Below are 21,939 nucleotides of genomic sequence, written 5' to 3' on the forward strand. Positions count from 1 at the left end.
TTCTACTCCCGGCTCGGTTGGCACATCACATCCCGTGCGAATGATCCGGCTGGGAGTATGACGCGCTCAACCTGACGCCGAGCCTTGCCGGAGCCGAATCTACCAGTTCTCGGGGATGGCTCTTCTGCAAACAAAAAGACACACTCGCCCGCGTTTTGTCTTATTCGTTTTTGCAAGGGAAGAACCATGCTCACTCGACTCCAGCTCTCGCGCCGGTACTTGCCGGCCGTGGCCCTGCTCACCATGGGAAGCGCTCACGCAGCGGGCTACGTGGCCGGTGACGCCGGCAACCCCGGCCCCAACCAGCCGGGCTGGACGAGCAGCAGCGGCGGTGGCGCAGCCACGGTCTCCGGAGATGGCGCCACCGCGATCGGAGCGGGCGGCGACGGCAGCAACGGAACCGCCGGCGGAACCGGCGGCACAGGTGGAGCAGGCGCCAGCGCAAACGCGAACGGCGCGACGGCCATTGGCGGCGGCGGCACCGCCGGGCAGGGGTTCGCGGGCGGCACGGGCGGCAACGGCGGCAGCGGTGCACAAGCTTCTGCCAGCGGCGCCATCGCCGTCGGATCGGGAGGCCAGGGCACGGACGGCTGCTGCGGCTTCAGCGGCCAGGCGGGCGGCGGCGGCGCGCAGGCATCGGGCGTCTCGGCGGTCGCCATCGGCAGTGCCTCGGGCGCCAGCCAGGGCGCCGTGGCATCGGGCAACGGCAGCACCGCCATTGGCGGCGCCTACAACGGGTCATCCGGTGCGTCGGCGATGGCCACCGGCAGCGTGGCCGTCGGCACGGGCAGCCAGGTTGCCAGTGGCGCGACCAATAGCGCAGCCATCGGCGCCAACTCGGTCGCCACCGCGGCAAACACCGTTTCATTCGGCTCGGCGGGCCAGACGCGCACCCTCGTCAACGTCAACGCCGGCGCGGTGAACGCCACGAGCACCGATGCCGTCAATGGCAGCCAGCTCTACACCGTGCAGCAGACCGCCTCGACTGCGCAGTCCCTCGCGCAGAACTCGGCGCAGTACGGCGCGGGCGGCACATCGCTGCAACTCAACGCCAACGGCGGCGCCGGCACCACCATCAGCAACGTGAGCGCGGGTCAGGCGACCACCGATGCAGCCAACGTCGGCCAGGTGCAGCAGGCACAACAGACCGCCATCACCACGGCCAACAACTTCACCGTGCAGCAGGTGACGGCGCTGCAGACGCTGATGAACCAGGCCCTGGCCAGCGGCGTGTGCGCGGTGGGCGCTGGCGGTGCCGTGGCCTGCGGCCCCGGCGCCAGTTCCAGCGGCGCGGGCAGCACATCGATGGGCACCAACGCACAGGCCAACGGCGAGAACACCGTGGCCATCGGCAACGGGGCGCAAACCAGCAATGCGGGCTCGGTCGCCATCGGTGCCGGCGCCAAGGCGCTGGCCGACCCAACCACCGCGGTAGGCAACAACGCCATCGCCACCGGCAACAACGCCGTGGCGCTGGGCGCCAACACATTGGCCTCGGGCAGCAACGCGGTCGCACTGGGCCAGGGCTCCGTGGCGGAGCGCGACAACACCGTGTCGGTGGGCAATGCCGCCACCGGTCAGTTGCGCGGCATCACGAATGTCGCACCGGGGGTGCTGGGCACTGACGCAGTCAACGTCAATCAGCTGCAGCAGGCGGTGAGCAACGCGACCAGCCAGGCCAATGCATTTGCTGCGCAGGGCGTGGCCGCTGCGCTGGCCATGCCGTCGATGCCTACGCTGCCGGTGGGCAAGAAATGGATGGGCGCGGCTGTGGGCAACTATGCAGGTGCGTCGGCTGTCGGCTTTGCGTTTGGCTATCAGGTCAATGACAACCTGAATCTGGGGGTGGGGGTTTCGACTGCTACGAGCAGTGGGAGCAATAACAGGGTTGCGGCTCGGGTGCAGGCGGGGTATGCGTGGTGAGAGGTGTGGAAAGAAGGACCCACAACAATCCGGCTGCGTGAGCCATATCCCTTTCGAATTCACAAAGTGGGCTACTAAGCGCTCGCCATCAATCGCAGGTTCTGCACGGCCGCGCCTGCGGCACCTTTGCCCAGATTGTCGAGAACCGCGCTCAAGACGATCTGACCTGTGCGTTCATTGAATGCAACGGCCAGACTCATGTCGTTCGAGCCGTTGTGGACTTGCGGGTCCAGTCCGGTCATCGGCACAGCAGACGACATCGGCAGCACGCGCACATGCGCCGCATCGCGGTATCGTTCCGCAAGGCATTCGTGGATGCGCACGCCCGAAGCATCAGAGGGAAGCATCCGCGCGTGCAATCCGATGGTGAGCACGATGCCCTGCCGGTAGCTGCCATAGGCCGGCACGAAGATGGGCCGCTGCGCCAAGCCGCCATAGGCCTCGATTTCCGCCACGTGCTTGTGCTCGAGTGCAAGGCCATAGACCTTCAGCGAATGCGCCCCTGCGCCGCCAGCTGCGGCCTCGTGCGCTTCCGCCCCCGCCCTGCCCTGACCAGAATAGCCTGAGACGGCATGGATGACCAGCGGATAGTCGGTGGGCAACAAGTCCGCATCCGTCAACGGTCGCAGCAGGGCGACCGCGGCGGTGGGATAGCAGCCCGGATTCGTGACCCGCAGTGCCGAGGCGATACGTTCGCCTTGCCGTGCATCGAGCTCCGGCAGGCCGTAGACCCAACCCGGACTGGTACGGTGGGCCGAGCTGGCGTCGATGACGCGCACGGCAGGGCTCTCGATCATCGCCACCGCGTCGCGCGCCGCGGCATCGGGCAGGCAAAGGATTGCGATGTCGCACTCGTTGAGAGCGGCCCGGCGGGCAGCCGCATCCTTGCGCAGGCTTGTCGGCAATGTGCGGATGCGAAATTCCCCGCCCCGCAGGCGGTTCTGCAGGTCAAGGCCAGTGGTGCCCTGATCGCCGTCGATGAAGATATTGAGGTCCATGGAGCGCAATCGTAGGGATACGACCTCGATGGCTCCAGCTAAATATATGGAACCCCAGATTAAGAAAAGTTAAATTAGCCGTATGCGGGAACTGAGCCTTGACCATCTGCGCACCCTGGTCGCCATCGCCGACCTCGGGTCTTTGGCCAATGCTGCGCGCGCCCTTCACCTGGCGGCACCCACCGTCACCGTTCAGATCGCGGAACTGGAGTCGCGCCTGGGTGGCCAGTTGCTCGTTCGCGGGCGGGGGCCCGCGCAAGCGACTGCCTTGGGAGAGCGCTTCATCGCGCGTGCCCGCAGGCTGCTGGCAGACGCGGACGACGCAGTGGAGGACGTTCGACGTCAGCTCGCCGGCCAAACGGGCCGCGTGCGGGTGGGAGCCTCGACGGGCGCCATTGCGCACCTGCTGCCGCCCGCGCTCGAACGTCTTGCCCGGAACCATCCCGGCATCGACGTGAACGTGCAGGTGCTGACCTCCAACGACAGCATGGCCCGGCTCGCCGCAGGCAGCCTCGACCTGGCAGTCGTGGCGCTGCCGCAGGCGCCTGTGCGTGGTGTTCATGTCACTCCGCTACGGCGCGAGTCTGTCGTCGCCTTTCTGCCGGCGGACTGGAAAGCACCCAAGCGGCTTACCCCGCAGTGGCTGGCCCAGCGACCGCTGATCATGAACGACTCTTCCACACGTCTCTACCGGCTGACCGCGGAATGGTTCTCTGCGGCTGGCGTCCATTGCCGGCCGCGCATCGAGCTCAACTACAACGATGCGATCAGGACACTGGTCGCCGCCGGCTACGGAGCGGCCTTGCTGCCGGAGGAATCGCACGAGCCCGCGCGTGATCCTCGCATCGCGGTCCGCTCGCTTAGCCCGGCTCTATGGCGGCAGCTCGGTCTCGCGGTCAGCGACCGGGGCGCCAGCGGACCGACACGTTTCGTCCTGGAGGCGTTGCTGCCAGAGAAGGATTCGGCTGCTTGAGTCGGCACCGGGCCCTGGCCCGCGGTTGCTCAGACCCCTTCGATGATCCGTAGATCCCGTTCGGCGCCGTCGCCCAACGCGGCAAGCGCGGCTTGGTAGTCAGGGCTGTCATGTGCGGATGTAGCTTGCTCGAGGCTGTCGAACTCGATCAACACAGTGCGTTCGGACAGACCGAACTCGTAGACCTTGGCTGGCAGGCCACGCGCCAGAAAGCGCCCACCGCCAGCAGTGATCGCCGGGCCGGCCAGTTTTGCGTAGGCCGCAAGTTTGTCGGCGTCCTTGATGGCACGGTACGCACTGACCCAATAGGCTTTTGCCATGGTGACTTCTCTCTTGTTGCTAGATGAACAATATAGCTTCCGTTGCCCATGACCTTGCCGAGGCATGGCCGAGAAGGCCGTGCTAGGTCGGCTCGACTACCGCTGCTGTTGCGTCCACCGCCACCGTCGGCCGTGCGTAACGCCACGCGATCAGCGCGCCAATTCCCAGGAACACCGCGGCAATGAAAAAAGGCGCGCCTGGCAAATGCACCGGTGCGTCCGCCCCGATGAAATAACCGAAGCTGCCGGCGAACGTCGCCGGTCCGACGATACCTGCCACTGACACCAGGCTCGTCAACGCGCCCTGAACGCGACCCTGCTCACTCGCGTCGACCTGCCTGGTGAGCAGCGTCTGTGCCGCCGGTCCGGCGACCGTCAACAACGTGCCGAACGGCAGCGCAGCCACAAGGACCCAGCCGACATCGGCGAAGCCGTAGATGACGAAGCCGAGCACGCCGCAACCCAGCCCGAACAACAGGGTGCGGTGCTCGCCGAAGCGCTTCACGCCCGGCCCGATCAACAGCACGTTGACCAGCACACTGAGCACGCCTACCAGTCCGAGCACCCAACCCACCGCGCCTTCCTTCCAGCGGTATTGATAGTCGGCGAACAGCACGAACACGCTGGGATAGACATACTGCGCGAGGTTGACAAGGAAGATCACCGCCGCCAGCCCGAACACCTGCGGGTAGCGCTTCAACAGCACCAGCGATCCGATCGGATTGGCATGCGACCAGTCAAACTTCCGGCTGCGCCGTTCCGAGGGCAGCGACTCCGGCAACACGAACCATCCGTAGCAGAAGTTGAGCATGGTCAGGCCGGCCGCGAACCAGAACGGCAAGCGTGAATCGATGTGGCTCAGTTGCCCGCCGAGCACCGGCCCGAGCACCAGGCCCACACCGAACGCCGCGCCCACTATGCCGTAGCTCTTGGCGCGCTCCTCCGGCGACGTCACATCGGCGATGTAGGCATTGGCTGCAGTAAGGCTGGCCGAGAACACGCCGGACACCACCCGGCCAATGAACAGCCACGGCAAGCTGTTGGCCAGGGCCATGAACACAAAGTCCACGGCCAGCCCCAGGCACGACAGCAGGATCACAGGTCGCCGCCCGAAGCGATCGGACAAGGCGCCCTGAATCGGCGAGCAGATGAACTGAATAGCTGCAAACGCCGTGCCGAACACTGCGATCCAATACGCCGCTGTTGCAGTACTGCCGCCAGCGAGGCGCTCCACCAGATGCGGCAGACCAGGAAGAATCAACCCGAACGCGAGGAAGTCGATCAGCACGGTCACGAATATGAAAGCGAGCGCGGCGCGGCGGGCGCGGGGCGCTTGAAGGGTCGAGCTCATCGCGAGTTCAACCGCTGCGGCTCAGGTACTTGCTCATCCGGGGGCGCGCCTCGCGGATGCCGCCAAGCCGGCCGAGCAGGCCATCGAATAAGCCGACCATCAGTGCAATGCACTTTCTCAAACGATCGCGCTCGAAGATCAGCATGGGCAGGATCTGCTTCAGCGTGTAGACGTTGATGAACAGAATCGCGGGAAAGGCGCGCACATGCGCCAGCGAGAGGTCGAGGGCATTGCGCGCAATGTAATAGCGGCGCACGGCCGAATAGTTGATGACGTAGATCTTCCAGCCGAACAGCGACTTCGCCTGGAGATCGCCGATCTGGTGCCGAAGCACGACGTGCGGATTCAGATAGATCGGTACGTCGCAGTGCAGCGCGCGCATGCAGTAGTCGGTGTCGACGTGGTCGATCACGTAGCGCTCGTCGAAGCGACCTATCCTGGCCCAGGCCGCGCGCGAAATCAAAGAACCAGAAGAGATCAGGAAGGCGCAGCGAACCAGCGGTTCGGTGAAAGGCTTTCGCAGGTCGAACTGATAGACACGCTTGCCCTCGAGGCCGAATTGCGGAATCAGCGCGTCCAGGTTCGTGTCGTGGACGAGCGGGCCGATCAGGAAGGCAGCGCCCTCTTCGCTCTCGCCGGCATCTCCTGTGCCGCGATCGTGTTTCCTGTCTCGTGCTGCCACTGCGGCCTGGCACATGGCGTCGAAGTAGCCGGGCGGGAGCTCCGAATCCTGGTCGAGCAGAAAGAAGAGTTCAACGCCCCGCGCTTCGAGTTCGACGATGCCGCAGTTGAAGGCACCCGCGATGCCGCCACGGTTGCCGTTGTGCAGCACGGGGATCTCCGCGTCGATGAGCGCGCGATGCCAGTCGCCCACTTCTGGCGTGTTGTCGACCACACAAAGGCGCGGGCACGACTGCGCGAGTGAATGGAGGTTCGTCAGTTGCCCGTCGGTGGGGAAATAGGTGACGACAACGGCACCGAACGAAAAGGACATCGCGATCTATCCAGAGTGACAGGCGTTCGGAGTGTGGGCCCGAACCGATGACAATTTCAAGCGTTGTTACGGGCGCGGGTCGATATGCCGCTCTGGCGGTTGGTTTTGCGCAAAAGCGATGCGTGATCGAGCTGACCGAAGTACTAATCTGGTGCGTTGAATAGCGAGGTGAGGCTGCAAGAGTTCTTGTCTGCGTTCATAACAAAGTATGAATGCGGCTTCTAGGTCCGCTTGTGGCCCGAGAGCAGACTACTCCGCTGGCTCAAAGGGACCAAACTCCCGGTGGACTTCGCCAGCGCGAATATCACGAGCCCATGTGTCGAACATTTCTTCGCCGACACCGCGTGCAAAGAACGTGACCGATGGGAATGCCAGCGAGACTTCTCGAAGCATTGCTATCAACGGTTCCGCATAGATGGAGTTGTAGCCCGGGCGATCAAGCCCTTTGCCTTCGGCAGACGCCCGCAGGTCTTTGAGCACATCCAGCGACCAACCATTGCCGACAACAAAGCTCTCGGCCGCTTCGGCGATCAGTTGAGGCGTAAGGCTTCCAGACGCGTAGTCAGCATCGTCCCATTGCAGTTCCAAGCGGGTGTAGTAGCTCATGGTTTTTTTCTCTCTAGTCAAAAAAGATCCCCAGAAAAGGGGGCTCATAGATATCCGTTCTTAGCCGACTGTAGCCAGTCACACCGCCGTCGCGAAGGGCGCGTTGCTGCCGCTCCCGATGCCCCGGTTCTCCGCGAAGAACCGATCGCTCAACCGGCCATCGTCCGCGAACTGAAAGGGGCGTTGACCTATGAGCCTGGTGCCTCTCTGGCGCGAGGCCGAAGGAACCGGCGTGCTTCTGCGTCGATCTGTGCCACGGCGCCACGAATGCGGCTTGCCGACATTTGCGACGAAGCGCCGGGCAACTATTGCTGCGCGCGTGCAACGCTTCTGTTGCCGGATCGCTATAGCGGTGTTAGCCTCCGACCCCCAAAGATTAACCATCGCGCTGCGGCCAACAGCCAGCCGCACGAGAGACCCATGAAGCAGTTCCTGACCACGCCAGACGCATTGATGACCCGCACCGTTGCGGCGGCTTCGCTGCGCCCTTTTGGCACCGAATTGCTTTCCTAGAGCCCTTCCACCTGGAGGCTCGGCCTCCTGAGTTTCACAAGACCCGGTAGGCCTCAAGCCACCGGGTTTTTTGTTTTCTGCTTACCCAGTTGGAGATTTGGACATGAGCCCCGAACGAGAACTTACTTTCGCCGCGCGCGCTGCCAGCGCGGTGCTGTGCTTCAACTCCGCGGAGTGGTTCGTGTAGAGCCTCCAGGCCCTCGTGCGCCTGGAGGTCCATCCTTCAGGCAAGAAGAAAAGCCTGTCGGGTGGTCCACCCAGCAGGCTTTTTTTTCGCCCGCATGGCGGGCACCGCGAGTTTGGTGCGCGCGCACCGACAACCCGCCGACCGTTTCGCCTGGCCAGCGAATCGGATCGGTTTTTTACTCTCAAACTGGAGAAAACCATGATGAACAAGGTTCATGTGAATGTCGGAACCATCGGTCACGTCGACCATGGCAAGACGACGCTGACGGCTGCTCTTACCTTCGTGCAGGCCGCGCGCATTGGCGGCCGTGCGCTGTCCTATGGGCAGATCGACAACGCGAAGGAAGAGCGCGAACGCGGCATCACGATCAATACCTCGCACGTCGAGTACGAGTCGGACAGCCGTCATTACGCACACATCGACTGCCCCGGACATGCCGACTACATCAAGAACATGATCACCGGCGCCTCGCAGATGGACGGCGCGATCCTGCTGGTGGACGGCACCGAGGGCGCCGCACGGCAGACCATCGAGCATGTGCTGCTGGCGCGCCAGGTGAACGTCGGCCACATGGTGGTGTTCGTGAACAAGATGGACCTCATTGCGGAAAGTGACCGCGCGGACATCGAGCAGCTGATCGAAATGGAAATCGGCGCGCTGCTGGCTGCGCACGGATACCGCGATGCCCGCTTCGTCTTCGGCAGTGCGCTGAAGGCCTTGGCCGCCGCCGAGCGCGGCGACCTCGAAGGCGCCGACGTGCAATGCATCGTCGAGCTCGTGAACGCGTTGGACTCGTGCATTCCTGATCCGGTGCGCGACTACAGCGCGCCGTTCATGATGCCTGTCGAAGGCGTGCACACCATCACGGGCCGCGGCACCGTGGTCAGCGGCCGGGTCGAGCGCGGTGTGATCCGCGTCGGTGACAGCCTGGAGATCGTCGGGCTCAGTTCGGACGGCGACGAACAGGTGATCGTGACCGGCGTGCAGTCCTTCCACAAGGACGTCGCCGAGGCGCGAGCCGGCATGAACGTCGGCCTGCTGCTGCGAGGGGTCAAGCGCGACGATGTCGTGCGAGGCCAGGTTGTCGTGAAGCCCGGTGCGCTGAAGCCGTACCGGACGGGGCGTGCACAGATCTTCGTCCTCAGCAAGGACGAAGGTGGTCGCCATACCCCGTTCGGCTCAGGCTATCAGCCGCAGTTCTTCTTCGGCACGACCGACGTGACGGGTGTCATTCGCGTCGACACCGAAACCGGTCTGGTCGAGCCGGGCGCACAGGCGCAGATCAGCTTCGAGCTGAACAAGCCCGTGGCCATCGAGAACGGCATGCGGTTCGCAATGCGCGAAGGCGGCAAGACCGTCGGCGCAGGCATCGTGACCGAGGTGCTCGGCTGAAGGGCTTATGCCGCACTTGCCCCTGTCGTCTGCTTGTCAGGCGGCAGGGGCTTTTTTGACCTAAACACCACCGAGTTGCTCGGCAAGCCCGACGATGATGCCCTCTGGCCCGCGAAGATAGGCAAGCCGGTACGACTCCCCGTACTGCATCTGGCCAATGAGTTCTGCACCATGGGCCTGCATTCGCGCAACGACAGCATCGATGCCGTCGACGGCAAACATGATGCGACGAAGACCCAAAGTGTTCACTGGCGCATCCACAGGCCCGAACCGAACCGCATTCGGCGTGTGGAATTTGTCCAGTTCAATTCCCTGCCCATCGGGAGTCCGCAGCATCGCGAGAGTGGCTCTGACGTCTCCAAGCCCGATGAGGCTCCCGACAGAAGGCCCTTCAACCGTGGTTTGGCCCTCGAGCTCGAGGCCCAACTCTACAAAGAACGCCTTCACCGCTTCGAGATCGTCGACAACGATCAGGATGTTGTCCATTCGCTTGACTGTCATGTACTTCGGTTCCTCTTTCAACGGTGTCGCGTATTTGGGGGAATTGGCGTCCAGGTCGAGCCAGGAGGATGACCTTACCGAGGAAACAGCCTACCCGGGAGTTGCCCTTGGCGACTGGCTGCTTCCGACCGGATTCCGCCTATAGCCCAGCGCACGCATGACTCACGACTGGAGATGTTTCGTTCGAGCCTACCTGCGGTTCTGCTTCCAGATCAACGCGGAAGATGCAGGAGTACGGCGGCCACAGGTTGTCTCTCTGACTTGAGCACTGCAGCATCGCCTTCTTGCTCGACGAATCCTCAGGGGCTGCAGTACAGGCATAGCCTTGCAGAGCCAACTTCTGAGCCAACTTTGAAGGCGGCTCGCCCTTGGATGCTGTCAAGACGGCGTCAAGCTTTTGACTTTCCCTCACTTCGATGGGAGCACATCCGCTTGTCATCAATAGCGCCGCGGAAAGAACTAGTGCCCGTCGAGCTATCGAGCCGGACTTCTGCATATTTGCTGCTGGCATGGTCTGAAGTTTGCTGCTTGGTAGAACCCCTGGGTCACACCTACCGGCACTCACACGAGTTGCTTCTCACCCCCGCACAGCACCGCCTCCCCGCGAACCTTCAGCCAATACTCGTCCCGAACGTCATCGTCTATGACGGGCCGAATGTGCGTCGCATACAGGGCGTCCTTCCCATCTCGTCGAGGCCCTGAAATCCAATAGTGCTCACCGGTTTCAACGTCGAAATAGTTCGACTTGAAGCCGCTTCCCTTCAGGCTGCGAAAGGCCTTTCCTCCGTAGTACAAGGTTGCCCCCGACTTGGAACTGGTGACTCGACCGATGCGGGCCGGTCCTGTCAGGCCGCCCGACTTCGCTTCGATATACATGATTCGGCTCTTCATCAGGTCGTACTTCCGTTGTGAAGAAGTGGAAAAGAAACCCGACGCCACGACTTCGTTGTACTCAAACCGCCATTGTGGGCTGAAGAAAAGTTATTTCCGCAAATCGAGACTTCCTAGTGCATTTGCTTTTCCGCACCGCGCCGCTCTTCTCTAAAGTGAATGCCCCCGCAACCAAACACCCGCTATGCGGGCAAGGAAGACAGCACCAACAGCAATCCAAATAAGCAAACCGCATCGCCTCACGGCGGGCCATCGACGCACCCGCGCACCGATGCAAACGTGAGGCACAAAAGGCGACGGCCAGGGTGCGGTAACACCCCAGCCGTCTAACCAAGTGACGTGCAAAACCTTAGAAGGACACACACCAAATGGCTAAACGAATTATGGCCCGGCCTCACACGCCGGCATCTCCCGACGCGACCGCTACCGAGAGCGGACCGGGTCCCTCGGATCGTCTGGAAAACAAGCTGGAGCAGTTGCAATCGCTGCTCTGGTGCCTGCATGGAGACGGCCGATGGGGCGAGCAGAAAGACTCGGAGCATCTGAACAACGTGCTCTGGCTCGCGGCGGAGTTGGCTCGAGAGGCAGCGGCGTTGTTTCAGGAGAGCCCGCGCTGTTGAGGCGAAGCCGCGCCACTGGCGCGGCCTCCCCCCTCCAACTACGCCGCAGTCGGGTTCATGGCGGCAAAGGTAGCGTCGTAGCGGCCATCCCGCTCGGCCCAACGCCGTGCCCTGTCGCGCTCGACCAGCACTTCGCCCCGGGGGTGGTCCTGCGACTCCAGCAGCTGCATAACCTCCGCCACGTACGCGGCAAGCGGCATGGCGCGCGGGTCGGATGCCTGGCTGTCGCCCGTGAGTTCCGTCTGCACATAGGGCGGCGCCAGTTCAAGCACTTCGACCGGAACGTTGCGCAGCTGATGGCGCAGCGATTGAAGCCAGGAGTGCACGAATGCCTTGCTGGCGCAATAGGTCGGAAAATCGGCCCGAGGCACGAAGGCAAGGTTGGAGCTGGTCACCATGATTGCCGCGTCTGGCTGCCTTTTCAGCAGCGGCAGGAGCGCCGCCGTCACACGCAGCACGCCCATTATGTTCGTCTCCACGATGGCCTGGGCGGCAGAAACATCCCAGCCGTCTGCGGCCATGTTCTCCGCCCGCGAGATGCCGGCGTTGGCGACGAGCACATTGAGTTCGGGAAAGCGCGCACGAACGTCTTCGGCGAGACGAGGCAACGAAGCCGGGTCATCGAGATCGAGCGGCATCCCGATCATGCCCGGCCGGCTCGCCGTGATTTCATCGAGCAGGGCCTGCCGTCGCCCCGAGACGATGACGCGATTGCCGCGGTCGTAAAAAGCTTCGGCGAGCGCACGGCCGATGCCGCTGGTTCCACCGGTGATGAGGATTGTGTTGCCGGTCATTTTCATGATTCGCTACTCCTTGTTGTGTTGAGGTCGTATGCAGGTGACGTGACAGCGCATTCGCCTCGTCCTTGAAAGGATCGGCGATGCGGCTTGTGAAAGGAAAAGATGGACGAGTCCAGCGCCAGTCGACCGAAGATCAGTGCGACAAGCGTGGCAACGGGGTCAGGATGAGGGAAGTGATGTCATGCCAAAGGCTCCTTTACTGCGTCGAAACACTCCCTGCTGGGATCCTCTCGACAAAGGACGCGTTGGATGACGGTAACGCCTACGACAGTGCCGTGGAGGCGACTGCGGGGGCGACTATAAGCGTGGCGCTGCGCTGTCGTCAATGCTTCATCAGTGCCGGCCTTTGACCGCCACTCCGGTAGTTACACCCCGCCGATCACAAAGAACAATTTCGCCATCGTAAATTCGCCGGAGACTGGCCACTTGAAGGCGGAGAGCCGTCGCGTAATGCGCTCGTCCTGCATGCCGTTGACCGTGAACGCCACCTGCTCCACCTTCCCCTTGACGATCAGGACAACCAGCTTCGCCCATTGCAGTTCCTTTGTCGGGGAGGTGTTCCGCAACTCCGCCGCGATCAACTGCTCGATCTGCTTCTGGGTGGCCTCATTGATCGACACACCCCGCTGCCCCCACTCGGACAAGAAAATCCGGCGCCGAGTGCCATTGATCTCCCATGCATCCTTTCTGACATGGGAGTCGGAATGATCGAAGAGCTCCGCGTAGATCGGGTGCAACGTCGTAAGACAGAAGTTCTGCAGCGAGTCTTTGAACGCGTCCTCGGCGCTGCTCCCTATGCCTGCGACGAAATCATCGAGCCGACGTCCATCCTTGAACGTGATGGAAACCCGGGATTCGACCGAGTACAACTTGCTGGAGGAAAACTCCTTTGCCTCATGGATCTCACCGTCGAGAAGTACCCCTTGCGCGGGGAAGAAAAGCCCATTCGGCTTCTTCTCGAATTTCGTGAAGTTGTGGGCCTTGAGCCAGAGTTCGAAATAGGAGTTGACGTACTCGCGCCCCTGTCCTGCGTGTGCCACGCTGCTCAATAACACGATGAGGGTTGCGAGAAGACGGATCACAGGGTGCATTGAATTACCCTTTCCCCTGAAGCTTTGGTTAGCAAATTCTGGCCAGGTCGCAACGCCCTCCTCCAGAGAGGTGAGAGGTGGCACCACCTGGCCAAGGCTGAGCACAAGCTCAAAGCGGCCTCCTCAACCCGGAATGTTCGGCTCGACCAACTGGGCCAGTGCGACAAGCGACTCCTGCCAGCCCAGGTAGCACATCTCGACAGGAATCACATCGGGGATGCCCTCCTGCACGACGGACATTTCAGTGCCGCAGGACACTGGAGTCAGCGTCACGGTGGTCTTCATGGTGCCAGGCAGATTGGGGTCGTCGAAAGTGGCGTCGTATGCAATGCGCTGGCCGGGGACGAGCTCCAGATACTTCCCGCCGAACGAGTGGCTGTGGCCCGTACCAAAGGCGGTGAACGACATGCGCCAGGCGCCCCCGACCACGGGCTCCATGCTGTGGACTTTTCCGGTGAATCCGAATGGTGGCAGCCAGCGCTCGAAAGCACCGGGCTCCACGAAGGCACGGTAGAGCCGGTCCGGCGGAGTGCGCAGCACGCGGTGCAGACGGACAGTGTTGGTAGCCATGATTGTGTTCTCCTGAAGTGAAGAGGATGAGCCTTGTTTCGAGGCTCACGGAAAGGAACGGCCCTGGTCGGCAGGCGTCTTTGCAATGAACGCCTGCTTGTCGTTGCGGTTGAATCCGGCCGACTCGTAGAACTGGAAGGTCGCTTCATCCTTCCTGCCGGTCATCAGCATGACCTTGTAGCAGCCTTGCGACCACGCAAAGGACAAGGCCTCTGCAAGCACCGCCTTGCCATGTCCCTGCTTGCGATGGTCGGCGTGGGTTACGACGTTCTCGATCACGCCATAGGGCCTGCAGCCGCGGGTGAGATTCGGGACGACGGTGAGGGCGCAGCTTGCGATGAGCTTGCCGCCCACATAACCGCCGAAGTATTTGTAGCGAGGGTTGCCCAGCAGTTCCTGCCAGACGGCCTCGACAGTTGCGGCGTCGGGCAAGGGGTCATCGGCGTCGTGAAGATACTTGTACAAGGCCAGAAGGTCCTTGAGTTCTGAAGCGCCAACTTGATGAACTTCCATGCATCCTTCCTTTGTCGAGGCCTTTGGAATCTGCGCCTCTATCTCCTTGATCACGGCCTCTTTCTCCCGGTTGTAGACCTGGGGGTTGGCCGGGTCTACCGCATGGGCGCGATCCTTCGCTTCTTCGTACCTTCTGCGCAGATCCGGGCGGCGGCTGAGTATGTCGATGAAGGCCAGCGAATCCTTGTGAACAGGATCGCCGCGATGGCAGATGTGGATGTTGATGTTGAAGCGCCGCCCTTCATGTAAGACGGAGGCGCAGACATACGGCTTCTCATCCCTGTCGACCCAGACCGGCCGACGGTGAAAGCCGATGCGCTCGAACGCCCTCTGCTCTTCCCGAAGGTCATCGCGGGAGGTGATCGCCGTGATGTCGATCATCGGCTTGCCACGCAGTCCGACCACCGCTGTGCTTCCGATGTGCACGAGTTCCACGCTGGCCAGATGCATGCACACGTACTCCTTCACCCCGGCGAAGACTCGGGCGTATGCAAGGTCATACGGAACGATATTCCGGTGCTCAAGGCCTTCGTCGAATGCGTCGATCTTCATGGCTCGTTCCGATGATTACCGCGAGGACTCAGCTTTCGGCAAAGAACTGGCTGGGCGTCTGGTCGAATTGCTTGCGGAACATTGTGGCAAAGGCACTGGGGCTTTCGTAACCCAGCGCAAGGGCAACGTCGATGACTTTCTCGCCGGCCGCCAGCAGCTCCAGCGCTCGCAGCAGCCGGGCCTGCTGTCGCCATTGACCGAAGGTCATGCCGGTCTCGTTCACGAACAGGCGCTGGATGGTCTTCACGTTCACCGCAAGGCGCCGCGCCCAGTCGGCCATGGTGGAGGAGTCGTCCAGTCGTTGCTGCAGCAGTTCGCAGATCTGCAGCAGCCGCGGGTCGGACGGCATGTGCAGGTGCAGCGGCAGCACCGGCAAGGCACGCAGCTCGTCCAGAATCAAGCGCATGACGCGGCCATCGCGGGTGCCGGGCACGTAAGGCTGCTGCACCTCCATGGCGGCTCGGATGAGTTCGCGCAGCAGGGGCGATATGCCCACGGCCCGGGTCTCGCCCAGCAGTTTGGGGGCAGCATCGGTCGCCACCTGCAGGCTGCGCATGTGCACTTCTCCGATGCAGCGGATCTCGTGGGTCATGCCGGCCAGCATCCAGATGGCACGGGTGGGTGGCACCACCCAGCGGCCCGCCCGGGCCTGCACCACCATTACGCCGCGCACGGCATAGATCAACTGGTGCTTGGTGTGCGCATGCGGCTCTATGTACCAGCCGCTTGGGTAGTCCGTGGCCCGGCCGGTGACGGGCGTCGGCGCGTCGTCGATCTCCTTGAGCACCTGAGGCAGGGCCTTGGGCTTGCGAGATGAGTCCATGTCCTTTTCGCGAGGGTTTCTGGTGGATTGGCGCGAGACAGGCGCAGCGGTGCTTTCGATAATTCTCCCATGACAACCTCCGCAGCAGCATCCTTGGACGCCAGCGCCACGCCGACCGGCGCGGCCAGCGATCCGGCCTCTCTTTCTCAAAAATCCAAGCCGGCCTTCGGCATCCTCGCCGGTATCAGCAGCTCGCACATGATCAACGACATGATGCAGTCGCTGATCCTGGCGATGTATCCCATCCTGAAGGGCGAGTTCTCGTTGAGCTTTACGCAGATCGGGCTGATCACGCTGACCTATCAGCTGACCGCATCGCTGCTGCAGCCGCTGGTGGGTCTGTTCACCGACCGCCGGCCGCAACCGTATTCGCTGCCCTTCGGGATGATGTCCACGCTGATCGGCCTGATGCTGCTGGCCTTCGCACCCAGCTTCGGCTTCGTGCTGCTGGCCGCGGCATTCGTGGGCATCGGCTCGTCCATCTTCCATCCGGAGTCGTCGCGCATCGCGCGGCTGGCCTCGGGAGGGCAGCATGGCTTCGCGCAGTCGGTGTTCCAGGTGGGCGGCAATACCGGCACGGCCATCGGGCCGCTGCTGGCTGCTGCCGTCATCGTGCCCTTCGGCCAGCGCAGCGTGGCCTGGTTCGGGTTGGCGGCATTGCTGGGCATCGTCCTGCTGCTGCAGGTGAGCCGCTGGTATGCCGCGCACCATGTCGCCACGGCCGGCCGCAAGAAGCCGGCCGCCGCGGCGCCGTATCCGCCCAAGGTGGTGATGGGCGCCATCGCGGTGCTGCTGGTGCTGATCTTCTCCAAGTACTTCTACGTAGCGGGCATCAGCAGCTTCTATACGTTCTACCTGATGGAGCGCTTCGGCCTGACGGTGCAGAACGCGCAACTGCACCTGTTCTTCTTCCTCTTCGCCTCGGCGCTGGGCACGCTCCTCGGTGGGCCCGTTGGCGATCGCATCGGCCGCAAACCGGTGATCTGGGTGTCCATTCTTGGCGTAGCGCCGTTCGCACTCCTGTTGCCGCATGCCGATCTGTTCTGGACTACGGCGCTGACCGTCGTGATCGGACTCGTGCTGTCCTCGGCCTTCTCTGCGATCCTGGTCTATGCGCAGGAACTGATGCCGGGCAAGGTGGGCATGGTGTCGGGGCTGTTCTTCGGCTTCGCGTTCGGAATGGGCGGGCTGGGCGCCGCGGTGCTGGGCATCTTCGCGGACCACACCAGCATCGCCTTCGTCTACCAGACCATCGCCTACCTGCCGCTGCTGGGCGTGGTGGCGGCGCTACTGCCCAAGGGCACCCGGCGGGACTGAACGTTGGAAGAAGAGGACCGGCTTGCGCTGCTAGTCGATGAACCTTGCCACGATATCCTCGAATGACGGCAGGTCCATCGGTGTGTGGCCGCCCGGATAGCCCTTCACGCTCAGCTGCAGGCCCTTGTAGTTGCGACTGGCGATCTGGTCGTACATCGCGGTGATCACCGTTCCTCCGACGTTGCCGATGCCATATCCGAGCAGCAAGGTCACGGGGATGTCCCGCCCGCTGCTGCTCGCGTACATCTGGCTTTCGAGCGGATCGATCTGGTCGTGTGCGCCGTTGAAGGGCGCCTCGGAAGAGAAGAAATACTGGAAGGTGAATTGGCTCGCACCTTCCATGAAGAAGGCACATGCGACAAAGATGCCGCCGTTCGACAAGCCCGAGAGCATGCGCTTGGCCGGGTTGGCACGGTAGTTCGACTCGACGTACGGCACCAGCTGGCCGGTGAGGAAGTCGTGGTACGCCTTGGCACCCGGCATCAGATAGTCGGTGTTGCGGCGCGCGGTGCCGCCGATGCCAACGACGATCGCCTTCTTGCCCGCCGCCTCGAGGATGTCCGTGAAGTTCTTGAAGCGCGTCACGCTGTTGTTGTAGACAGCGTCGCCATCAGTGATGTAGATCGCGGGATAGGACGACGTTGCGCTGTCGTATCCGGCCGGCAGATAGAACTGGATGGGATAGGTCGCGCCCGTGGCATCCGACTTCATCGAGATGCTGACCACTCGGCCGCTCGAGGTGTTCGCGGGCGGCGGTGTGGTGACTACAGGAGCTACGGGCAATACCGCTGCGCCACCCCCTCCGCCTCCGCCTCCTCCGCCGCAGCCTGAAAGCTCCAGCAGCAGGGCACAACCTGCCGTGAACATGAGCCTGCGAAGAATCCCTCTTGTCTCCATGTCGCGTTCCTTGATGATGGTTTTAGTGGAAGCCAGACTGTCAACCGCGGTCGCCGACGGATCTTAGTGGCAGCATCGATTTGCTCAACGGAACGACCTGTACCTCTGTACCTATTCGGCGATCCACTTCCCCGTGACTTCATCGAGAACAGGCACTGGCTCGGAAAGCGGGCTGGCGGCGGCCGCATCAACCGCCGGTTCATGAACCACCGCCCATCCAAAGCTCGCTGACAGCGCACCCGTGTCACCATCCTGCGCGACGCCGAACATACCCGCCACAAATCGCAGCTCTTTCTTCGAGCCGTTCAGCAGATCGATGCAGCGCACGGGCGCGCTAGCCAGCGCCTGCGGCACCGCATGGATGCCAGGGCCTTCTGATGGCACGTCGTAACGCAGCCATCCCGTGCGCGCATTCGCGGCGTCGAAGTGCGCCTTCCAGTTGCCCAGGTACTTGTTTGGCCCAAGCGCCTTGGTTCTCCAATCGACGATCAGGTAGGGGAACAAGGTAACGATCCAGCCGGTCAGCTCAGAGGGACCCGAACCGCTCTGGTAGCGAAAGAAAGAGCGCCAGAAATCGATGTCGACCTCGCCCGCTGCAGCGCGCTGAATCTTGTCCAGAACACCGCAGAGCGTTTCACCCCACTCCTCGAGCCCGTAGGTCGCGAGCTCCTTCACACGCGGGATCATCGAAGCCCAGTCTTCCGGTGTGCCGAGCAGCGTGATCTCAGGAATGCCGCAACCGCAGCGCACCTCATAGTCGAAGTACCCCTCGAAAGTTTCCATCAGGCACACGTCGAACGCGGCTGCCTCGGTAGGTGTGGTGGTCGAGAAGCGGGCGCTGACAACGCCTTTCAGTTCGCCCACATGTTCACCGATCTGAGCGGAGAAAGCATCGAAGACTTCGGGCCATGGGTTCGGCTGGCCGAGAACGAAGTCTGCTCTTTCAACAACGAGTGTTTTCTTGCCTTCATGCGCGACGAATCGTGACCGGAGCGCTTCAACGTTCTGCCCCACATGCGTCGCAAAACCCTGGGCAATGCAAAACCAGATGTCGTCTGGTCGGATGACCAGGGGATGGTGATCGTAGAAAGCGTCGTGCGCTGCCTTCACCAAGGCATGCTGTGTATCGCATGAGACGAGACGAGAGGCCGCGCAGTACAGGTCTTCGACAGGCTTGGCGAGCAGGCTGCGGATGCTTTCCTGCGCATCGAGCGTCTCGCATGGCCCGCCACGGACCACATCGGAAACCGCGAATTTCTTCATGTCTTGATCCCTTGTTTCATCTGGTTTTTTTACCAATGCGCAGATGCGTACGAACCGCTCGGACGCGCATTCGACAAATTCAAAGCCTATCCCACACCTGGACCAACCCAACCAGATGGACGATGCCGAACACGAGACAGATCGCCGAACTCCACACCCAGAAGGCCGTCAACCGCTGCCGGTCGAAGACGAACAGCGCCAATGCGACGAGTCCGCGCAGCAGGTACACCGCGGTGATCACGGGCAACACGAACGCCAGCAGCGGCAGTGGTTGCAGCACTCCGGCCCCCGAGAGTGCATACGCCGCCCACACACCCAGCACGCACGCGATCAGCAACGTGACGATGGGTGGATACAGGTGCCCGGCCGCCGCACCTGCGGCCATGCGCTCGCCCGCGCCAAAGAAGCGATACCACGCGGGCCCACCGAAGATCACGCAGATATGCAGCAGTGCGGCGATGGCGCTGAGTGCGGCGCCGACGATCAAGGGAATGTTGTAGGGCACGCTGTCTTTCAAAGACGATTGACGGGCTGCAATGCGCTCACTGTGCCCCGCGTCGGACCGAAGGCACCGTAGCGCACGGCAAGGCCGCTCAGGGTCTCGACGCGTTCGACCCATTCCTGCGGCGTGGCGATGGCGCCGGGCTCGTACAGTGGCTGCACGCCTTGCAGCTGTTGCGTCAGGGTGTGCTGGTGATCGAGGTTTGGCGTCTCGCTGCAAGGCAGCGAGGCGAGCCTCGAACCATCTGCGCTGCGATAGCCAGAGCACCAGCGCAAGCCTGCGCCTTCGATGCCGTCGAGATGGCTCGCCACCAACCCATCGAGCTTGCCGACCGCATCGAGCGCATACCGCAGCAGCACCGCGTCCGGGTGCCCTCGCCGAAACGCCCCTTGCCAGCCGTCATCGGCGTTGTGCGGCTCGGCCAGCCGCGCGTCGAGTGCGTGGTCATGCGTGGGAAGCGGGCCTGAGCCGTGGCGCGTGAGGTAGGTGCGCAGCACGCCGAGGTGCTGCACGGGCGCATCGATGCCCACGTCTCGCAGCACGGCTTCGACCGCTGCGGTCGAGATGGTGCTCCACGTGGTGTGCGGATGAAACCCGCGCCACTCGTCGAGCAGCACGCCCTGCGCGCCTTCGAAGATCACGGTGCCGGGCTGCGCGAGGCATTCAGCGATGCGGTCGGCGCTCGCAGGCGGCGACTGCTTCAAGCACAGCGCCACGGCATCAAGCCAGCGCCGTGCGAGCGTGTCGTCTCGAAGCATGGCGAGTTCCTGTGCAGCATCGGCATGCGAGGGAACTGAGTTGGTTGTGAACTCGCGCAGCAACGTGGTGCGCGAGGCTTCCAGCTTTTCAAGCGCGCGTGCGGGCTGCAGCAAGTCGCCGTAGTGCAAGGCTTCGTCGGGTGAAGCAAGCGCGTGCCGCACGGTCTCGCCAACACCGACACCGCAACTGCCATGCGCGTCCTCCCCTCGCACCCATTCGCGCAACCGCCCCGCTGCCTGGTGGAAAGGCGTGGTCACGCGGCAGCGAGCGTCGATCAGCAAACGCGAGAAGGCGTCTTCCACGCCCACGCGGCTCAATGCCGCTTCCTCTACGCGCAGTGCCGTCGGGTGCAGCACCACCGGGCTCGCGAGCACAGTGCCCACGCCCGCATGAAAACTGCCAGCACCGAATTGCGAGAAGGTGTGATGCCGCCCGTCGGCCAGCACCACGTTGTGCCCGGCCTGCGCGCCGCCGTTGAAGCGCACGACGGTGTGGGCTTGCAGCGTGCCGCAAAGGTGATCGGTAAAGAGCCCCTTGCCGCAGTCTCCAAATCCAAGGCCCAGCAGCGAGACGTAGCGCGTGGCGGCAGTCACACGGCCATCAGCCGAAAAGCCGCTTCCACCACGACGAACGCGGGCCCGCTGCCGCGGCGGCCACAGCCGGCGGTGCGCGGCGCGATGCGCTCGGGTCGAGCAGCGCGGCATAGCCGTCGAGCGCATGCAGAACACCCCCGACGCGCTCCTTGGCCATGCCGGTGCCGCTCATCACGCCGGCCAGTGCTTCGAGGCTGGGCACTGCCTTCTCGGTGAGGGCGACGATGCCGGCGGCCACGGCGCAGGCGTCGTCGGGCGAATCCATGCAGATGACGTGATCGCCCAGCAGTTCGCGCCAGCGCGGTTCGCAACGGCGGCGGCGCTGGGCATCGGGAATCAGGAAGAACAGGTTGGTGGTCTCGGCCGCGGCGGCGATGACTTCTTCGATGGGAATGTCCTCGTCGAGCTTCTCGCCGACGAGGCCTTCGACCTGGTGGCGCGAGACTGCCGGGTACGGCAGCTCGTCGCCGGTAACGAACAGGTAGCCGCGCTTCTTGCGCTTGACCCAGCAGTCCATGTCGGTGTGCTGCGCCATGACGTAGAAAGCCAGCTCGTAGCTCTCTTCGCCGGTGCCGCCACCGCCGCCTTCGAGATAGCTCCAGGTGAGCCACTGGTCCATGAGGTTTGCGGTCGACTCGAACTGGCCGACCTGCAGCGGCGCGTGGTCGGAGGTGGCGTCGCCGATAGCCATGAACATGAGCTGTGGGTCTGCCACGCCGCAGTCGGTCAGCAGCTTCATGAAGGTGGGCAGCTCGCGGCGCGCCAAGGTCTGCGGGATGTCGCCCATGGAGCCGGTGACGTCGAGCGCGAAGACGATGCCCAGGGAGTTGGGGTGGTCGGCGTTGTCGCGCGACTCACGCACCTTCAGGCCCTTCGGGTTCATCAGCGGGTGGGTGGAGCGCTGCGTGAAAACCTCGGCGCCAGGCTTGGCGGCGCGATCGGCAATGAGCGCCGTGTGGGCGGCGTGCGAGTAGTTTCCGTATCCCATGA

Annotated in this window: 22 protein-coding genes; 5 read left to right on the forward strand and 17 right to left on the reverse strand. The window is 63.1% G+C overall.

Annotated elements, in window-relative coordinates; translation table 11 throughout:
* Positions 1 to 186: 186 nt before the first annotated feature.
* A complete protein-coding gene (locus BMW87_RS28640) occupies positions 187 to 1,923 on the forward strand; it encodes a YadA family autotransporter adhesin (protein WP_093080766.1) in 1,737 nt (578 codons plus the stop codon).
* 74 nt (positions 1,924 to 1,997) lie between these two features.
* On the opposite strand, the gene argC is transcribed toward BMW87_RS28640, so the two are convergent.
* Positions 1,998 to 2,921 (reverse strand): N-acetyl-gamma-glutamyl-phosphate reductase, encoded by a 924-nt coding sequence (argC, locus tag BMW87_RS28645; protein ID WP_093080769.1) that lies wholly within the window; start codon positions 2,919 to 2,921, stop codon positions 1,998 to 2,000.
* An 82-nt stretch (positions 2,922 to 3,003) separates the two neighbouring features.
* Here argC and BMW87_RS28650 point away from each other — a divergent pair, with 82 nt between their 5' ends.
* A complete protein-coding gene (locus BMW87_RS28650) occupies positions 3,004 to 3,894 on the forward strand; it encodes a LysR family transcriptional regulator (RefSeq protein ID WP_093080771.1) in 891 nt (296 codons plus the stop codon).
* A gap of 29 nt (positions 3,895 to 3,923) precedes the next feature.
* Here BMW87_RS28650 and BMW87_RS28655 read toward each other — a convergent pair whose 3' ends face one another.
* The 4 genes from BMW87_RS28655 to BMW87_RS28670 form a co-directional block, all read right to left on the reverse strand.
* Complete coding sequence (locus BMW87_RS28655) at positions 3,924 to 4,214, reverse strand: DUF1330 domain-containing protein (protein ID WP_093058471.1); 291 nt, start codon at positions 4,212 to 4,214, stop codon at positions 3,924 to 3,926.
* Between the two features lie 82 nt (positions 4,215 to 4,296).
* Positions 4,297 to 5,565, reverse strand: a complete 1,269-nt coding sequence (locus BMW87_RS28660) for a TCR/Tet family MFS transporter (RefSeq protein ID WP_093080773.1) — start codon at positions 5,563 to 5,565, stop codon at positions 4,297 to 4,299.
* Between the two features lie 7 nt (positions 5,566 to 5,572).
* Entirely contained in the window at positions 5,573 to 6,559 is a 987-nt protein-coding gene (locus tag BMW87_RS28665) for a glycosyltransferase family 2 protein (RefSeq protein WP_093080776.1), read from the reverse strand.
* A 249-nt stretch (positions 6,560 to 6,808) separates the two neighbouring features.
* Entirely contained in the window at positions 6,809 to 7,165 is a 357-nt protein-coding gene (locus BMW87_RS28670; protein ID WP_093058474.1) for a hypothetical protein, read from the reverse strand.
* 898 nt (positions 7,166 to 8,063) lie between these two features.
* On the opposite strand from BMW87_RS28670, the gene tuf reads away from it, so the two are divergent.
* Positions 8,064 to 9,257, forward strand: coding sequence for an elongation factor Tu (gene tuf / locus BMW87_RS28675; protein ID WP_218132254.1), 1,194 nt, complete (start codon positions 8,064 to 8,066; stop codon positions 9,255 to 9,257).
* A gap of 60 nt (positions 9,258 to 9,317) precedes the next feature.
* Here the strand turns inward: tuf and BMW87_RS28680 are convergent, their stop codons facing one another.
* Positions 9,318 to 9,758, reverse strand: a complete 441-nt coding sequence (locus tag BMW87_RS28680) for a VOC family protein (protein ID WP_093080778.1) — start codon at positions 9,756 to 9,758, stop codon at positions 9,318 to 9,320.
* A gap of 561 nt (positions 9,759 to 10,319) precedes the next feature.
* Positions 10,320 to 10,649: a 1-deoxy-D-xylulose-5-phosphate synthase gene (locus BMW87_RS28685; RefSeq protein WP_093058476.1), complete on the reverse strand. Its 330-nt coding sequence runs from the start codon at positions 10,647 to 10,649 to the stop codon at positions 10,320 to 10,322.
* Between the two features lie 368 nt (positions 10,650 to 11,017).
* On the opposite strand from BMW87_RS28685, the gene BMW87_RS28690 reads away from it, so the two are divergent.
* Positions 11,018 to 11,269 carry a hypothetical protein gene (locus tag BMW87_RS28690; protein WP_093080781.1) on the forward strand — a complete coding sequence of 84 codons (252 nt, stop codon included), beginning with the start codon at positions 11,018 to 11,020 and terminating at the stop codon, positions 11,267 to 11,269.
* Between the two features lie 38 nt (positions 11,270 to 11,307).
* Here the strand turns inward: BMW87_RS28690 and BMW87_RS28695 are convergent, their stop codons facing one another.
* From BMW87_RS28695 to BMW87_RS28720, 5 genes are all read right to left on the reverse strand, one after another.
* On the reverse strand, positions 11,308 to 12,069 hold the full coding sequence (locus BMW87_RS28695) for an SDR family oxidoreductase (protein WP_093080783.1): 762 nt from the start codon (positions 12,067 to 12,069) through the stop codon (positions 11,308 to 11,310).
* Positions 12,070 to 12,434: 365 nt separating this feature from the next.
* On the reverse strand, positions 12,435 to 13,160 hold the full coding sequence (locus BMW87_RS28705) for a DUF6348 family protein (protein ID WP_093058480.1): 726 nt from the start codon (positions 13,158 to 13,160) through the stop codon (positions 12,435 to 12,437).
* Between the two features lie 123 nt (positions 13,161 to 13,283).
* Positions 13,284 to 13,730, reverse strand: coding sequence for an SRPBCC family protein (locus BMW87_RS28710; RefSeq protein ID WP_093080786.1), 447 nt, complete (start codon positions 13,728 to 13,730; stop codon positions 13,284 to 13,286).
* A gap of 45 nt (positions 13,731 to 13,775) precedes the next feature.
* Complete coding sequence (locus BMW87_RS28715) at positions 13,776 to 14,795, reverse strand: GNAT family N-acetyltransferase (RefSeq protein ID WP_093080788.1); 1,020 nt, start codon at positions 14,793 to 14,795, stop codon at positions 13,776 to 13,778.
* 28 nt (positions 14,796 to 14,823) lie between these two features.
* Complete coding sequence (locus BMW87_RS28720; RefSeq protein WP_093080791.1) at positions 14,824 to 15,618, reverse strand: AraC family transcriptional regulator; 795 nt, start codon at positions 15,616 to 15,618, stop codon at positions 14,824 to 14,826.
* A gap of 69 nt (positions 15,619 to 15,687) precedes the next feature.
* Between BMW87_RS28720 and BMW87_RS28725 the strand changes: the two genes are divergently transcribed.
* On the forward strand, positions 15,688 to 16,935 hold the full coding sequence (locus BMW87_RS28725; RefSeq protein WP_093080793.1) for an MFS transporter: 1,248 nt from the start codon (positions 15,688 to 15,690) through the stop codon (positions 16,933 to 16,935).
* A 30-nt stretch (positions 16,936 to 16,965) separates the two neighbouring features.
* Here the strand turns inward: BMW87_RS28725 and BMW87_RS28730 are convergent, their stop codons facing one another.
* From BMW87_RS28730 to BMW87_RS28750, 5 genes are all read right to left on the reverse strand, one after another.
* Positions 16,966 to 17,661: an alpha/beta hydrolase gene (locus tag BMW87_RS28730; protein ID WP_176928970.1), complete on the reverse strand. Its 696-nt coding sequence runs from the start codon at positions 17,659 to 17,661 to the stop codon at positions 16,966 to 16,968.
* A 282-nt stretch (positions 17,662 to 17,943) separates the two neighbouring features.
* Positions 17,944 to 19,095, reverse strand: coding sequence for a DUF4419 domain-containing protein (locus BMW87_RS28735; RefSeq protein ID WP_093080797.1), 1,152 nt, complete (start codon positions 19,093 to 19,095; stop codon positions 17,944 to 17,946).
* Between the two features lie 79 nt (positions 19,096 to 19,174).
* Positions 19,175 to 19,600 carry a hypothetical protein gene (locus tag BMW87_RS28740; protein WP_093080895.1) on the reverse strand — a complete coding sequence of 142 codons (426 nt, stop codon included), beginning with the start codon at positions 19,598 to 19,600 and terminating at the stop codon, positions 19,175 to 19,177.
* A gap of 8 nt (positions 19,601 to 19,608) precedes the next feature.
* On the reverse strand, positions 19,609 to 20,949 hold the full coding sequence (locus tag BMW87_RS28745; RefSeq protein ID WP_256216957.1) for an adenylosuccinate synthetase: 1,341 nt from the start codon (positions 20,947 to 20,949) through the stop codon (positions 19,609 to 19,611).
* 7 nt (positions 20,950 to 20,956) lie between these two features.
* A complete protein-coding gene (locus BMW87_RS28750; protein ID WP_093080801.1) occupies positions 20,957 to 21,937 on the reverse strand; it encodes a hypothetical protein in 981 nt (326 codons plus the stop codon).
* Positions 21,938 to 21,939 lie beyond the last annotated feature (2 nt).

The sequence above is a fragment of the Variovorax sp. OV084 genome (assembly GCF_900111625.1).
GTDB lineage: Bacteria > Pseudomonadota > Gammaproteobacteria > Burkholderiales > Burkholderiaceae_C > Variovorax.